At 42.6% G+C, this 16,302-nt stretch carries 9 protein-coding genes; 3 read left to right on the top strand and 6 right to left on the bottom strand.

Annotation, left to right across the window (positions count from 1 at the left end; all coding sequences use genetic code 11):
- The first annotated feature begins 40 nt into the window (after nucleotides 1-40).
- The 3 genes from ACFE6N_RS06685 to araA all read left to right on the top strand — a co-directional run bounded on the left by ACFE6N_RS06685 (nucleotide 41) and on the right by araA (nucleotide 4,065).
- Nucleotides 41-1,741 (top strand): ribulokinase, encoded by a 1,701-nt coding sequence (locus tag ACFE6N_RS06685; protein ID WP_378934993.1) that lies wholly within the window; start codon nucleotides 41-43, stop codon nucleotides 1,739-1,741.
- Nucleotides 1,738-2,439 carry an L-ribulose-5-phosphate 4-epimerase gene (locus tag ACFE6N_RS06680; RefSeq protein WP_090979282.1) on the top strand — a complete coding sequence of 234 codons (702 nt, stop codon included), beginning with the start codon at nucleotides 1,738-1,740 and terminating at the stop codon, nucleotides 2,437-2,439. Before ACFE6N_RS06685 ends, ACFE6N_RS06680 begins: the two co-directional genes overlap by 4 nt.
- Before the next feature lie 132 nt (nucleotides 2,440-2,571).
- Nucleotides 2,572-4,065 (top strand): L-arabinose isomerase, encoded by a 1,494-nt coding sequence (gene araA / locus ACFE6N_RS06675; RefSeq protein ID WP_378934991.1) that lies wholly within the window; start codon nucleotides 2,572-2,574, stop codon nucleotides 4,063-4,065.
- A gap of 414 nt (nucleotides 4,066-4,479) precedes the next feature.
- Here the strand turns inward: araA and ACFE6N_RS06670 are convergent, their stop codons facing one another.
- The 6 genes from ACFE6N_RS06670 to ACFE6N_RS06645 all read right to left on the bottom strand — a co-directional run bounded on the left by ACFE6N_RS06670 (nucleotide 4,480) and on the right by ACFE6N_RS06645 (nucleotide 16,276).
- Nucleotides 4,480-5,268: an SDR family oxidoreductase gene (locus ACFE6N_RS06670; protein ID WP_378934989.1), complete on the bottom strand. Its 789-nt coding sequence runs from the start codon at nucleotides 5,266-5,268 to the stop codon at nucleotides 4,480-4,482.
- Between the two features lie 792 nt (nucleotides 5,269-6,060).
- Nucleotides 6,061-8,358, bottom strand: coding sequence for a DUF5703 domain-containing protein (locus ACFE6N_RS06665; RefSeq protein ID WP_378934987.1), 2,298 nt, complete (start codon nucleotides 8,356-8,358; stop codon nucleotides 6,061-6,063).
- Nucleotides 8,359-8,603: 245 nt separating this feature from the next.
- A complete protein-coding gene (locus ACFE6N_RS06660) occupies nucleotides 8,604-10,022 on the bottom strand; it encodes a sialate O-acetylesterase (RefSeq protein WP_378934985.1) in 1,419 nt (472 codons plus the stop codon).
- Between the two features lie 115 nt (nucleotides 10,023-10,137).
- Nucleotides 10,138-12,204, bottom strand: coding sequence for a glycoside hydrolase family 127 protein (locus ACFE6N_RS06655; protein WP_378934983.1), 2,067 nt, complete (start codon nucleotides 12,202-12,204; stop codon nucleotides 10,138-10,140).
- Between the two features lie 19 nt (nucleotides 12,205-12,223).
- Nucleotides 12,224-12,814 carry a hypothetical protein gene (locus tag ACFE6N_RS06650; RefSeq protein ID WP_378934982.1) on the bottom strand — a complete coding sequence of 197 codons (591 nt, stop codon included), beginning with the start codon at nucleotides 12,812-12,814 and terminating at the stop codon, nucleotides 12,224-12,226.
- Nucleotides 12,815-12,838: 24 nt separating this feature from the next.
- A complete protein-coding gene (locus ACFE6N_RS06645; RefSeq protein ID WP_378934980.1) occupies nucleotides 12,839-16,276 on the bottom strand; it encodes a glycosyl hydrolase in 3,438 nt (1,145 codons plus the stop codon).
- Nucleotides 16,277-16,302 lie beyond the last annotated feature (26 nt).

Below are 16,302 nucleotides of genomic sequence, written 5' to 3'. Positions count from 1 at the left end.
TTCAAATAAATAAACGTTAATTAGACATTTATTTATTGTTATGAGCAAAGCAAACTATGTAATTGGAGTAGATTATGGGACTGATTCTGTCCGATCTGTTCTAGTCGATACCGCAAATGGAAAAGAAATTTCGGCCTCTGTTTTTCTTTATCCCAGATGGCAAAAAGGTTTATACTGTAAACCGGCTGTTAACCAGTTCCGCCAGCATCCCTTAGATTATATTGAAGGTTTAGAGCATACCATAAAAGATTGTTTAACCAAAGCAGGTGGTGCAGAAATTGCTTCTTTAGTAAGGGGTATTTCGATTGATACGACAGGTTCTAGTCCGGTTGCTGTTGATGCCGCAGGTACTCCCCTGGCTTTAACACCTGGTTTTGAAGAGAATCCAAATGCCATGTTTGTGCTTTGGAAAGACCATACAGCGGTTAAAGAAGCTGCAGAAATTAATGAGCATGCTACCCGGTTCGAAACCAACTATTTGAAGTATGTAGGCGGAATTTATTCGTCTGAATGGTTTTGGGCCAAACTCTTGCGTACCTTAAGGGTAGATCAGTCTATTCGGAATAGTGCGCAATCCTGGGTAGAACATTGTGACTGGATTCCTTTTTTACTTTGTGGTGGCAAGGATGTGACTACCATGAAAAGAAGTCGTTGCGCTGCCGGACATAAAGCTTTATGGGCAGAAGAATTTAACGGTTTGCCACCGGAAGATTTTTTTAGCAGTCTGGATCCGCTTTTGGCTGGTTTCAGAGATAAATTATTTAATGATACCGATACTTCTGATGTTGCCGCCGGAACCTTGTGCGAAGAGTGGGCAAATAAATTAGGCTTAAGTACCGATGTGGTAATTGGTGTTGGCGCTTTTGATGCACACATGGGTGCAGTTGGCGGACAGATTGAGCCTTATTATTTAAGTAAGGTAATGGGTACCAGTACCTGCGATATTTTAGTAGCACCTAACCAGGATTTAGATGGAAAACTGATAAACGGTATATGTGGACAGGTAAATGGTTCTGTAATTCCGGGTATGGCAGGTTTAGAGGCAGGTCAATCTGCTTTTGGCGATGTATACGCCTGGTTTAAAAATTTAATCAGCTGGCCGCTAAACCATTTGCTAACTGAATCTGCACTTATTGATGAGGCCACGGCAATTGCGCTGAAAGAAGAACTTGAAGCCAAAATTATCGCCAGTTTAAGTAAGCAGGCTGAAGCTTTAGATGATGATGATTATGCAGAGCTGGCTGTAGATTGGTTAAACGGCAGAAGAACGCCTGATGCCAATCAGGAACTTAAAGGTGCCATCACTGGTTTGGGTTTAGGAACCGATGCTCCGCGGTTTTTCCGCGCACTGGCAGCCGCAACCTGTTTTGGCGCCAAAGCCATTGTAGATCGTTTTAAAGAACAAGGGGTGCCTGTAAAAGGTATTATCGGAATTGGCGGAGTGGCTAAAAAATCGGCTTACATTATGCAGATGATGTCTGATGTGCTCGAAATGCCGATCCGGATCCACCGCTTTGAGCATACCTGTGCTTTAGGTGCAGCTATGTTTGCCGCAGTAGCTGCCGGTATTTACCCGAATATTGAGGAAGCCATGCAAGCCATGGGTACCGGTTTTGAAAAAGAATATAAGCCAAATGTGAAAAAGCAAAAGCTTTACCGCCAGCATTATCAGCAATATTTAGGGCTTGGCCGTTATTTGGAGAAATACAGCAAAAAAGATGTTAAACCTTATCTGTCATGAGCAACTATCAGGATATAAAACAACAGGCTTACGAAGCCAATATGCAGTTGCCGAAATTGGGATTGGTATTGTTTACCTTCGGTAATGTAAGTGCCGCAGACCGTTCAAAAGGTGTATTTGCAATTAAACCCAGTGGTGTGCCTTATGAGGATTTAACACCGGAAAAAATGGTGATTGTAGATTTTGATGGGAAAACGGTTGAAGGTAGTCTCCGCCCCTCTTCGGATACCCAAACGCACGCCGTTTTGTACAAGCACTGGGAAGATATTGGTGGTGTAGTACATACCCACTCTACCTACGGCACTGCCTGGGCGCAGGCGCAAAAAGCCATCCCGATTTTTGGTACCACCCATGCTGACCATTTAACTGTCGATATTCCGTGTGCGCCACCGATGGATGACGCCATGATTAAAGGTAATTATGAATATGAAACGGGGTTCCAGATCATCAATCATTTTGAAAGCCTGGGCTTAAGCCATAAAGAAGTTGAAATGATTTTAGTGGGTAACCATGCGCCTTTTACCTGGGGTAAAACAGCAGAGAAAGCCGTTTACAACAGTGCCGTACTGGAGGCCGTAGCGCAAATGGCTTTGTTAACACAGCAGATTAATCCGCAGGCACCAAAGTTAAAAGATTCGTTAATTGAAAAGCATTATGAGCGTAAACATGGTGCAGGTGCTTACTACGGACAAAAATAGTGAATTCGAGGTCTTGAACTATCGGTTGGTGTCTCACCGACCGGAGAATATTAAACCTATCAGGTTTTAAAAACCTGATAGGTTTATTTGAATAAATTAAAAACAAAATAATTAAAAACAACATAAGCAGTAATGATTGATTTAAAAAAATTACAGGTTTGGTTTATCACCGGTACACAACATTTGTACGGCGAAGAAACCTTGAAGCAAGTAGCAGAACATGCACAGCAAGTTGCTGATTCATTGAACCAAAACCAAAATATTTCGGTTTCGGTGGTGTACAAGCCGATTGTAAAAACCACCGAGGAGATTTTTGAAACTTTACAACAGGCCAATATCGATGAAAATTGTATTGGAGTTATTACCTGGATGCACACGTTCTCTCCTGCCAAAATGTGGATCAGGGGTTTGAATGTATTGCAGAAACCTTTGTTACACCTGCATACACAGTTCAATCGCGATATTCCATGGAATACCATTGATATGGATTTTATGAACCTGAACCAGAGTGCACACGGCGACCGCGAATTTGGTTTTATGGTTTCGCGTATGCGTAAAGACCGTAAAGTGGTGGTTGGCCACTGGCAGGATGAAGAAGTGGCAAAACAGATTGATACCTGGTGCAGGGCTGCTGCCGGATGGAACGATTGGCAGGGCGCTAAATTTGTACGCTTTGGCGATAACATGCGCTATGTAGCAGTTACAGATGGTGATAAGGTTGAAGCGGAAATGAAATTTGGTTTTTCAGTAAACACTTACGGTATAGGTGATTTAGTAGCCGTAATTAATGGAATTGATGAGGAAGCTGTTCAGGCTTTATTAACAGAATACGAAGCTAGCTATGAAATGGCTGATGACCTGAAAGCTGGTGGTGCGAGACACCAATCGGTTTACGATGCGGCCAAAATTGAGTTGGGATTACGCAAGTTTTTAGTTGATGGCGGCTTTAAAGGTTTCTCAGATACCTTTGAAGATTTACACGGGATGATTCAGTTGCCGGGCATTGCAGCACAACGTTTGATGGCCGATGGTTACGGTTTTGCCGGTGAAGGTGATTGGAAAACTGCGGCTTTGGTACGTGCCTGTAAGGTAATGGGCGCGGGTTTACCAGGTGGAAATGCTTTTATGGAAGATTATACTTATCATTTTGATCCGGCAAATGCCATGGTGCTGGGTTCGCACATGCTGGAAGTAGACGCCAGCCTGGCATCAGGAAAAGCAAGTTTAGAAGTACATCCACTGGGCATTGGCGGTAAAGCTGATCCGGCACGTTTGGTATTCAACGTAGGCGGTGGCGATGCCCTGAATGCTTCGTTAATTGATATGGGCAACCGTTTCCGTTTACTGGTAAATGAAGTTAAAGCCGTTGAAGCAGAAAATGATTTGCCTAACCTGCCTGTTGCACGCGTGCTTTGGAAACCACTGCCTGATATGAAAACAGGTTGTGCAGCATGGATTTACGCGGGTGGAGCACACCACACGGCTTACAGTCAGAATTTAACTACCGAGCACTTGTCAGATTTTGCCAACATTGCCGGTTTGGAATACATTAACATTGGGGCCGATACGAAAATCAACCAGTTCAGAAATGAATTGCACTGGAATGAGGTGTTTTATAAAGGTTAAGCTAAATAAATCCCAATAATACAGAAGCCGATAACATTTACATTATCGGCTTTTTTTGTGATTATACTTTTCAACGATAAAATCGCTGTCCTCATGCATCCGCGTTACAAACGCGGACGATTTTTGTCTTTCAGTAGGTTATCGGATATAGCCTAACAAAATGGAGAGATAACAATAGACATTCGTCATTGCTAGAAGGCTTTTTCAGCCGACGAAGCAATCTTTCTAGCAAGAATCGCTGGCATGACAGATTGCTTTCCCGAGAAATCGGGACTGACTGTCGTTCCTCCCTATAATGACGATCTATTTACTTTCCAGTTTTCATTAATGTTGGTTAATTGAATAAATTGGGTAATTGGTTCATTGTCGGCATTGGTATAAACCGCAAACTAATAACTGTCAACTGAAAACTGATTAAGCGTTCGCCAAAGCCCGGTCTAAATGTACATAGCCTCCATCAACATGGATTATTTGCCCGGTAGTGTGACTTGAGCGGGCCGACATCAGAAATACCGTCATATTGGCAATTTCTTCTGCAGTGGTCATTCTGTTTTCAAAAGGAATTTTAGCGGTAATTTCATTTAGTTTTTCCTGTGCATCAGTTAGCGTTTCGATCCAGGTTTCGTAGGCGGGTGTCCAGCACTCGGCTACTACCACTGCATTTACCCTGATGCCGTATTTTAAAAGTTCTACCGCCCACTCGCGGGTTAGCGCGTTTCTGCCACCATTGGCTGCCGCATAGGCTGAAGTGTTGCCCTGACCGGTTTCAGCTGTTTTGGAAGTGATATTTACAATTGCCCCCTTGCTTTTGATCAGCTCAGGCAAAGCATGGTGCGCCATCAGGTAGTAATGCACTACATTTTTATGGAGCGAAGCCATAAAACTTTCATAATCGCCGCGCTCGAGGCCTACCCCATCATTTACACCGGCATTGTTTACCAAACCATCAATCCTGCCGAATTTAGCGACAATCTGGGCAACCACTTTTTCGCAATCTTCCGGTTTGGAAAGTTCGGCTACAAACTGATCGGCTTTTTTGCCTAGCAAGGTAATTTCATCAACCACCTTCTGGTTGTCTGCTGCTTTTCTGCCCACAATTACGGCGATGGCATCTTCTTTGGCAAACACTTCCGCGATACTGCGGCCAATGCCTTTGGCTGCGCCGGTAATGATGATTACTTTTTCTTTTAGTTGTAAATCCATATTTATTTTTTTTGCCACAGATTTCACAGATTAACACAGATTTAGTTTAGAGATTTGTGTTTGTCTTTTGTAGCTATAAGTTATTTTATTTGTTTTTAGCTCCTGCTTTATTTTTTGCCACAGATTGCACGGATAGACACGGATTCTGTATGATTAATATCTGTGTTCATCCTTTTTATCAGTAGTTTATTCTAATTGTTTTTTTCTGTTCTATTTTTTGCCACAGATTGCACGGATAGACACGGATTATGTTTATTAATATCTGTGTTCATCCTTTTTATCAGTGGTTTATTCTAATTGTTTTTTTCTGTTCTATTTTTTGCCACAGATTGCACGGATAGACACGGATTATGTATGATTAATATCTGTGTTCATCCTTTTTATCAGTGGTTTATTCTAATTGTTTTTTTCTGTTCTATTTTTTGCCACAGATTGCACGGATAGACACGGATTATGTATGATTAATATCTATGTTCATCCTTTTTATCAGTGGTTTATTCTAATTGTTTTTTTCTGTTCTATTTTTTGCCACAGATTGCACGGATAGACACGGATTATGTATGATTAATATCTATGTTAATCCTTTTTATCAGTGGTTTATTCTAATTGTTTTTTTCTGTTCTATTTTTTGCCACAATTTGCACGGATATACACGGATTATGTTTATTAATATCTGTGTTCATCCTTTTTATCTGTGGTTTATTCTAATTGTTTTTTCTGTTCTATTTTTTGCCAACGTATTTCACGGATAATTACGGATTGTTTTTTTATTAAAATCTGTATTTATTCATTTTATCTGTGGTTGATCATATTCATAATGTCCTGCCTTCTCGATTCGGGTAATACTTTTAAATCGATTAATTTTCCGTCTTTTAACCTTCCTTCAACGGTAGTTTGGTATGGTGCATAAAGTTTAAAATGTACATCCCAGTCTGCCGGCCAGGCCGGAAAAAGATAAATCTTTTTTCCATCGGCTTGCATGAGCATCTCCTGTAAACCAATCATGCCAGAACCGCCCCAGTTATGGTCGGGTGTCCAATCGAAGCCTGGTCCCCAGAAGGCCGGAAAACGCCTTCCGGAATCTTTTAATTTAAGGGTGGTTAATCGGGCAGCTTCTTCGGTTAAACCTAATCTCGCTGCAAAGATGTTATCCTGCTTCCAGCCTACATAACTCCTGAATTTCAGCACATCTGTGTCGTATCGGAAGGTATTGACCGCAGTATCTAAACCTGGTTTCCCTATGCCATAAATGCCCCATGGATATACCGGATAGAGTTGCGGACTTTCGGTGTTATTGATGCGTTCCCAGAGCTTGGCCGGTGCAATAGTGGTTTGCCCCTGAAAAGATCTGAAACTAATCTCTGGGATGGTTTTGAGCATGGCTGTCCATTCGCTTCGCTTATTTTCGGGTAATGAAGGACTTTCAATCAATGTTTGTAGTACTGTTTTCAATGCAGCGATGGTAGATGTAGCATTGTATGCCATTTTATAGGTTTCGGTACCGGAGCCCGGATACAAAACCAAGTGCCCTTCCCCGTCAAGTGCTTTGGCGCCGCGTTGTTTGGCCAGATAGGTATAATGCTCCTTGAAAAACATCAGTGAGCTTTCAATTAAAGGAAGATATTTTTCGATATTCCGCTGATCATAACGTTCTGTTTCGAGGATCATCATGCAGAACTCCAGAACGGTATCCCATTCGTATTCGAGCCAGGCATTGTATTCCATCCCTTTGTTAAAATCAGCCGGACGTTTCCAGCCATATTCTGCAGGGTTGGGTAAACCGAAATTTTCGAGTTGCTCGGTAAAACTTGCTCCTTTGTGCCCCCAGGCAGCCGCGGTTCTGATCTCCGCATTCTTTAGTAAATCCAGGTAGAAATCAAATTGAGGCTTCATCATATCGAAATCGCCGGTTTTAAGCATGGGCCAGTAAACCAAACGCTGGTTTTGTGCGGTATGGGTGCCTCCACCCCAGTTTCTGAAATCAGGTGTGTATTTTAGCGCGCTATCGGTAAACTGCGGATCGAAAGTAAAAAGCCCGCCATTAAATTTAGTCGGATATTTGCCAAAAGCATTACAGCCCAGCATGTAGCGGAAAAGCTGGTAATTCCTGCCGGATTGATTGGTGGCCTCATCTTTTGCCTGGATGTAAATAAAACTTTTGTTCCAGTAATTGTTCCACCATTTAATGCTGCCCTGCTGATCGTTTTTCGCATGTTGAAGTGTGCTTTTCAATTCCTTTTCCCAGGTAGTAACAGCCGATGTAGTACTGGTATTCAGGGCAATGGTGAGGTGTTCGTTTGTAGCAGGTGTCTTGCTTTTCAATTTCCAGCCCTGAAAAGGTGTGCTGAGGTAAGTGCCGGCATCATTACCTGCAGCCACCATGTTTTTTCCTGTCATTATTCCGCCAAAAATCAGATTTTTTAAAGGGTTGTAGAGTGCGGTTTGGTATTCGGTTAAACCTTGTTGTTTTACGGTCACATCAAAAACAGTTTGCGGCTGATTCTGATGATAAAATTGTACGCCACCATTTTTAAAAGCAATTTCGTCTTTCCGTGTTTTTACAACGCCTTGAGGAGCCCATTTGTACGAATTCTGGTTATTTTCTTTGCCTGTGGTATTGCGATCTTCAAAGCGCCAGCTCTCATAATTGGCGGTAGTGGTCATTTTTGCATTCGATTGAATGTCTATATGAATGACTGGTTTAAAAACATCGACCCAAACCTTGATTTCGCTTTTAATTTTTCCATTGGCGCCGGATATGCTGGCGTAACCATCTTTCAGGATGAGTTCTTGCTTAAAGGTTTGGCCGGCAAACGGATTGGGACTAAACTGCAACCTGACGCGACCAAGTTTAAGCAAGGTATTGTTTTCATCAAAGGTTCCGCTGCGGGAAATATAGCAATATACCTCTCCTTTTTCTACCCAGAGGTTTAAACCGATATCGCCACCGCCAACAGGCATCGATTCGGCTGAATTGTCACTTTGGGTAGTCCATACCACATTCGCGGATGCTATCTCTTGCGAAAAGGCAACTGTTGAAGTGAACCATAAAGACGCGAACAGCACAAAGACAAAGTTTTTGCCTTGCAAACGTAAAATATTTGACCACCTGAGACACCTAAGCACACCTGATTGATGATTTAAAAAAAACAACCATATAAGACAATTAAGCACATTTAAGTTGATTAATAGAATACTCTGTAGCCTTCGTTTCTTTGTGGTTAAAAAGCTAAGGATGCCTGAGGAATGGCTTAAAAATGCCGGCCATCTAAGTAAATTTAGCACATTGAAGTACTTTTTATATAAATGAGGTGTCTTTCTGGTGAACATCATTATTATTTCTCCCAATTGTCTGTACGGAAAGAGGAAACGGGCAGGCCGTCATTTCCGAATAAATCGCCGGTTACAAAATTCTTAAAAGCATAACGTACGGCCACAGGCACTTTTACCTCTTCCGCCGAAACAACGACGCTGCTGCCTTTTATAGTGGCTTTAGCCGGATAAAACTTCTGATCAGCGCCCGCAATTTCAAATAAAGATAAAGTTTTACCAAAAGAAGTTAACCCGTTAGGTATATTTTTAAACCTCAGGGTTGCAGTGTTTTTTTCGATACTTAACGATTCGTAAACCGGACTAAGTGCACCAAAGCCTTTGATACCATAGGTTTGGGCCAGGGCCAGGTAGGCAAGCCTTTCGCCTCCCTGTTTTTTATTGGCCGGATGGATGGAGTTTTCTTCACCGATATCCATTAAAACCGCCATGCCACTATTGGGTATTTTGCTTAACGATTTGCGCTGTGCATCGCGCAGATAAGCCGCGTTGTAACTGGTGCCTGGTTTGGCGATAAGTGAATAATTGTAAGGCGCAATTTGTGCGTAGTAGAAGGGAAATTCGCCATGGTCCCATTGTTGTCGCCAGCCCGAAACCATGGCCGGGAACAAATCTTCGTAGCGTTGTGGTCGCTCATAATTCGATTCGCCCTGGTACCAGATGGCTCCTTTAATGCCATAACCCATTACCGGATAAAGCATGCCATTGTATAAGGTAGTTGGTGTTCTGCTTACTTCTTTAATAGAATCGCCTTTTGAAGGGATTTTAATTTCTGTAAAGGGCTTTAAATCTTCAGGCGACATCCAGGCTTCAATGCTCGAACCACCGTAACTGTCGTTGATTAAACCAATGGGTATATGGAGCATTTCGCTCAGCAGCGATCCAAAATAATAAGCGGTAGCACTGAAATTAGAAACGGCTTCAGGTTCGGCAAGTTTCCACAACGAAGGTTTGCTGTTGTCCTGCCTTTCGGTAATGGATGAACGCGGAACAGTATATAACCTGATGTTGGGGTTTAAAGATTTTAAGATGACTTCATTAGATCCGATAACAGGCTGACTTTTGAATCCTTTCATCGGCATTTCCATGTTTGACTGGCCTCCGCAAAACCAAACCTCACCAATGAGAATATCTTTCAGGACGAGTTTTTCTCCATCATTGAGTGCGATTTCGTATGGTCCGCCTGCAGCTGGTGTAGCCACTTTTACTTTCCACTTTCCGGTTTCATCAGAAGTTACAGCATAGCTGGTTTTGTTCCACGAGGTAAACACTTTAACTTTGGTTGCCGGTTTAGCCCAGCCCCAAATGGCTACGTTGCTTTGCTGCTGCAACACCATGTGATCGGTAAAAATGGAAGCTGGTTTTACAGTGGCCGATGCGATGCTGGAGCAAAGGATCAGGAAAAGGATCAGTTTTAATTTCATTGTTGTATTTTTTTCTTTTACTGGTCGTCATTTCGAGCGCAGTGCAACCCAGTCGAGAAATCTATTATAGATTTCTCCATTGTGCTACGCTCCAGTCGAGACGATCACGGTGAAGTTATCTACTAACCGGCAGCCAAACCGACATTTCGGAATGGCCCCTGTTGCCCCAGGCAAAATAAGGTATCAGTTTAAGTGTGGTTGTAGTATTTTTATCTTCAATTGGCTTGTAAAGCACATTTTTCCAGTTATTGGGTGCTACAAATTTAGCGGTACCCTCCAGGCTCATTATTTTGGCGCCGTTAATATTCATGGTTTTTGCTTCAAATTGGGTTGTGGCAGGTATAAAGGCGTTGAAAATACGCTTACCCGGCAGGTCGGTAGATTCAAGGCAATATACCACCGGGCCGCGTTTTACGGCTACCTGATTGCGGTTTTCCTCTACCAAAGGATTGGCTTCAATTAAAACAGCCTCCATAGGAAGGTTGAGTGTAATCACATCCCCTTTTTTCCAAAGGCGGTTCATTTCAGCATAAGTGCCGGTACCAGCCTTTACCTGTGCTACTTTTCCGTTGATGCTGATCTGCGCATCATGTGTCCAGGCAGGGATCCTTAAAAAAATTGAATAGGCTTTATCGGTACTTTCTTTTAATGTGATTTTGATGTTGCCACTCCAGGGATAATCGGTTTCTTCGCTCAAAGCAATTTTAATGCCGTTACTTAGTGTGGTGCTTAAATTATTGCCTCCATATAGATTGAACCACAACCCTTTATCTGAAATGCTGTGGGCGTAATTACTAACTTCGGCAATGGTACGCACCACATTTGGCGGACAACAGTTTGATAATGTTATATAAGGTACCCGATCTTTAGACCAGCGCTGTTTGAAAGGTAAATCATCAGATTGTGCCAGCGGATTGGTATACAGGAAATTCTTTCCATCTAAGCTAATGCCCGATAAAACACTGTTGTGAAGCGCCAGTTCCATCACATCGGCATATTTGGCATCGCCAGTAAGTTGCAACATGCGCCAGTTCCACAATACGTTACCGATATTGGCACAGGTTTCGTTGTGGGCGGTGAAATTGGGTAGCTGGTAATCGCGGCCGAAAGCCTGGTGTATTTTCTGTACCTCGGCCGGATTGTATGAAGTGCCATCAGGCGATGTACCATCGTAAAGGGAGCCACAACCGCCGGTAATGTACATTTTATGCTGGTTTACATCATCCCATATCATATTCAGGGTGTTTAAAAGCGAATCTTTTCCGGTTTCTGCGTACAGATCGGCTATGCCGGCATACAGGTAATTGGCCCTTACGGCATGGCCCATGGCTTTAGTTTGCTGTAAAAAGGGAATACGGTCCTGGTTATCGTCGGTTCCATCCTCAATTTTCCCTTTAATGGCAATTAAATGTTTGGCCAGTTCGAGGTAGCGCGGATCTTTGGTGGTACGGTACATTTCTACCACACCCATGTAGTGCGAAGGACAAATGGCATTTCTGGCCAGAGTAGGCGAAGCGGATTTATAGAACCTGTATAAGTAATCGGTGGCTTTTTTGGCGATATTAAGCAAGGTGGTTTTACCCGTAGCACGGTAATGGATGCAACCTGCTGTCATTAAATGACCGATGTTGTACGATTCGAAACTCAGGCGATCCTGAAACTGGTTATTGGCACCGGTTTTACGTTGCTCAATCATGGCTTTGGTATAAATGTAGCCATCTTCGCGCTGCGATTTGCCAATAACAACAATCGCCTTATCCATCATCTCATCTAATTTTGGATTTTTGGTAGAAGCATACAGCACCGCCACCGCTTCCAGTGTTTTGTAATAATCGCCATCGTGAAAGGAAGGGCCGGCATGCGAACCGGTATCAAGGCCAGCGGCAATTTCGAAGTTTTTAAAGGCATGGCTGATTTTCGGATCGTTGTAAATGGCCCACATATTCGGTACCATGGTTTCGGTGGCCACTTTAAAACGGTCGGCCCAAAAACCTTTTGTCCAGGTTACATCACTCATATTAATGCTATGCAGCTTAGCATAAGGGCTGTTTGAGGTGTTGACCAGCGCTTTATCCTGTGCTACTGCGTTTAACATTAAAGAAAGCATTGCGCAAATCATTACCTGAAGTCGTAAAGTCTGAAAGACAAAATTTCCGGTCATATGAGGTAGCTTTTTTATCATTGTTTTTCTTTTTAGCGTTCTAATCTATTTTATTGCCAAAATTTCTTAAATTCTGAAGGGTGGGCAATGGCCTGATCATAATTTTCTTTACATTTTTTTTTAGAATTTTTTCGGAGCCCAATGATTTTAAAGTTTCAGTCCTCACTCCTGCTAAAAGATCAAATACTTTTTCGATCGTTGAATTTTTGCCATCATAAACTACACTGGAGATTTTAACCAATTGAAAAACGCCATTTTTGTAGATGAATTTATGCTCATAACGAACATCATTTTTTTCGGAGTTCATGACTAAAAACCCTTTTTCAATAAAAAAATATGGAATGGTATTTTTGGTGTGTATACCATCTACATATTGAGGTTCAATTACATCTGTTGAAGAGAAAACCATTTTAAATTGCTTGTTGGGCTGTAACAAAAATATCTGCAACCTCAACGGAACAGCTGCATCGATTGTATCCATTGTAATTACAGTTTTGTCTGTTAAGCCATCGTTATTCAAATCACCCTTTTCTAACCTAATCCGGACATTAAAATTATCTTTTACTTGCTTTTGCTGGGCGTAAACAATGGTTTGAGCAAAAGCCAGAATGAATACAATTATTTTTTTCATTTATTTGAAATATCAAATTCTCAATTACTTTTCAAGTTGTATCAGTACCGGTCCGAATAATCCTGCAGGGTTTAATGGCTTGCCTTCCAAACGGAATGGTGCAGTTGTTTTGGTAATTCTTTTGTTTTCAGGCAATTTACTATCACCAATTAAACGGTTAGCCCAGGTATTTACCATTTCAATGCTGATCTGGTTCTCTCCTTTTTTAATGGATTTGCTGATGTCTAAACGGTAAGGCGGTGTCCACAAGGTACCGCATGTCACGCCGTTGATTTTAACTTCGGCCATGCTCGAGAAAGCGCCTAAATCGATCCAGGCATTTTTGGTATCGCCATTGTAAGTAAAGTTTTTGGTGTAAAGTGCAGTTCCCGAATAGTAGCGGATTGCCGAATCAGGATTTTTGCTCCAATCGCTAAGCTGATTAAAAAGAACCGGTTGGGATGGGCCGCCATAAGCGGGGTCAAATTGCACCTGCCATTTAGCTGAAATATCCAGAGCTTTTTTATCTAAGGGCGTGTTTTCTACAGCTTTCAATCCGCTATCGGCACTTTGTGAAGAAAAAGAACTTACTTCCGGTGTGTCCATTACCAGAAAAACAGATTGGTTAGGATATAAGGTTAAACTGATGTTAGTACCATCAAATGCATTGTTGATCTGATGTGGTTCAGACCATACATCACTTACAGCATCATAGCTTTGTACAGCTTTTCTGCCATTTCTTAAATTGAAGCGTAATGCCCTTTTTCTATTTTGCTGATTAGAGACAAAGTAAATTTCCTTGTTACCATCAATTCTATGGGTGTAAGCAATACCAGGTGCGTAATCCTCATTTAATTTATTGCTTGTGAATTCATTAACCGTTAAGTCTCTTTTCAAGCCTAAAACATCAAAGGTTTCACCATAGAAAGGGGCCTTAAAAATCTGTCCCAGTCCTAATTTTTTGATATAAACAGGATGGTTATTATTTTTATATGATTCGAAGTTGCCATCCCAAATTTCTTCCACCATTTTATTAAACTCCATGGCGTTAACCTGTTTTATACCATTTTGGTATAAGGGTTTATCTCCAACAATTACCTTCGCACCTGCCCTGATCAGCCCCAAAAGCTTTTTAATTGTTTCATAGCTTATGTACTGGTAATTGGGGTTCATTTTCATATCCCCGGGGAATACCAGAATTTTATAGCTGGTACCGCCTGCAAAAACAACTTCTCCGTTTTTAACGGTTGCAGTGCTCAATACATCCGGATTAAAACTATCGTAAGCATAGCCGCGTAAAGGGTTTACCCAGTTTTCGGGATCGGCCATGTTAGCCGAATGGGTAACCCCGGCAGGGATTTGTCGCAAAGGTTCGCCAACATTGGCTAAACGTTGCTGTTCTGCCTCCACCACCTCCTTGCCAAAAAGTCCGGGTAAGGTTGTGACCAGCCTATCAGGTAATACCGACCTGCGGGGAAATTCTTCACCTGTGAAAACTGCAATATCCACTACAGGTTTACCTTGTTGCAGCAGATTTTGCGTGCGTGTGGCATAATCAACCCAGGCTTTACCCAGTTTCCACCAGGTTTGGTCGCGCTGAAAGTAAAGGCCTACCCCATCTAAAGTCATGCCCGGTTTTCTATCCATCCAGGGGTTATGCGCAAAAACGTGGTAGCTCAGTTTATTAATGCCGAGGGCATAATTAAGGTCTTGCAGGGTTTTCATATTGCCCGGACTTTCGTTCCAATCCATCCGTACGGTGGTAAAGGCCTCTGCCTGAACGATGTTTTTGCCATAAATGTGTGCTCCTGAAATGGCATCTAGCATATCGTTTGGTTTATCGTGCGTAGGGCTGTTCAGCCAAAACTCGCCCATGGGTACATCTACTGCTTTATAGTGCAATAAACCGTCGCTCATCATGGTAGGTGCGACACTCTCTGCGGTAAAGGTTACCCCTTTCTCCCTGGCCAGTTTGGCCAGGGTTTTATAAAACTGATCGACCACCAGCTCGGCGATGGTTTTCCTGATATCATACAGAAAATCTTCAGATACTTTTGCGCTTTCTACCGGAAGTCCGGTAAAAATGGGCAGATAAGGTGTTAAATCGTACCCCCGGCGTTTTAAAAAATCGGCTTTAAACAATGGCGACCAGTTCTGGCTGCCACACTCCCAGCTATCTACATGGAAAACGCTCAGTACTTTTCTTGCCATTTTAGGGCCAGCATGTTTTAAAGCTGCTCCGTACCAATTGTCGAATTGTAGTTTAACTGCTACGGGATTAAATTTATCGCATTCCAGCCCCATGCCGCCACCTGCGGTAGCGTTGGTATGCCCTGTTGAGGTATGCCCGATCCTTAAAATGGTCCATTTACCTTTGGGAGCCTTCCAGTTCAAAGTACCGTCAGGATTTAGTTTAGTACTGAGGTTAATGATGTTTTTTAAGGGAATGCAAAGGTTTGGGGCAATTTGAGCATCTGTGCTTCTTTTGCTGATCCGCCACACCGAGCCATTTTTGCCTTCAAATTGATTAAGCTGCGCTTCGGCCGATAATTCCAGGTTAACGAGTTTTAATGAAGGTTTCCATTTGGCGGCATCTAAATCTTCAGCGCCTGGTTCAGCGCCTCTCTTATCGTAAATAAACCTGAAGAATTGAGCTGTTACAGGTACAATGCTGTGTGTTACAGCTTCATCTGTGTCCTGCCAGCCATGCCGTGGTGCTTCCAGGCGCCCGATGGAGCGGAAGGTTTTCCCATCGTTACTCACCTCAATGGCCAGTCGCTGGGCCTGATAATTATTGCCGCTAACCTTAATTGTTATGGTTCGGCAGGTGAAAGGCTTTTCAAATTCGTACTGGATGTAACAAGGTTCGTTTGAGCCAAAGTTTTTCTTATTGCCGGGTTGAACCAGTCCGGTAGCGTCTGCGCCATTGCTGGCCGTAATTTTAGGGATGACGGTGCGGGTAGAGATCCCTTCTCCAACAGGTGATGGATACGCATAAACAGCTATATCGCGGTAGTAATTTTCCTTATTTTCGGGTACAGGTAGTTGTATTTTATTCTTCGTATTACTGGTGGTTATCTTTGACCAAACTACTTTTTGCATGGAAAGTTCGGGTTTAATCCAGGGACCGCCTGCCAATGCAAAACCATCGCTTACATGCATACCCAGTTTAAGGTTTAAACGTTTGGCTTCGCTCATGGCAAACTCCACCATTTGCCACCATTCGGGGGTAAGTTGTACGCTTGGCGGCTGATAAAGCGGTGTTTTATCGGCACCCTGAATACTCATTAAATAAGCGCCGCCGATACCATTGGCTTTCATGGCCTCCAGATCGGCTGTTATGCCGGGTTTCGAAACAGCTCCTTTAATCCAGTACCAGAATACCCAGGGCTTTGCGTTTTCATTTTGCGCATGGACCCGCTTTGAGGCACAAAAGCTGATCAGCAATATCAATAACAGTGTTTTACTAAACCTGGGTGTCATTTTTAAAATTTATGTTCAATAACTTT

Source organism: Pedobacter sp. BG31, assembly GCF_042464845.1.
Classification (GTDB): Bacteria; Bacteroidota; Bacteroidia; order Sphingobacteriales; family Sphingobacteriaceae; genus Pedobacter; species Pedobacter suwonensis.
This window is presented reverse-complemented; position numbering and strand designations above follow the sequence as displayed.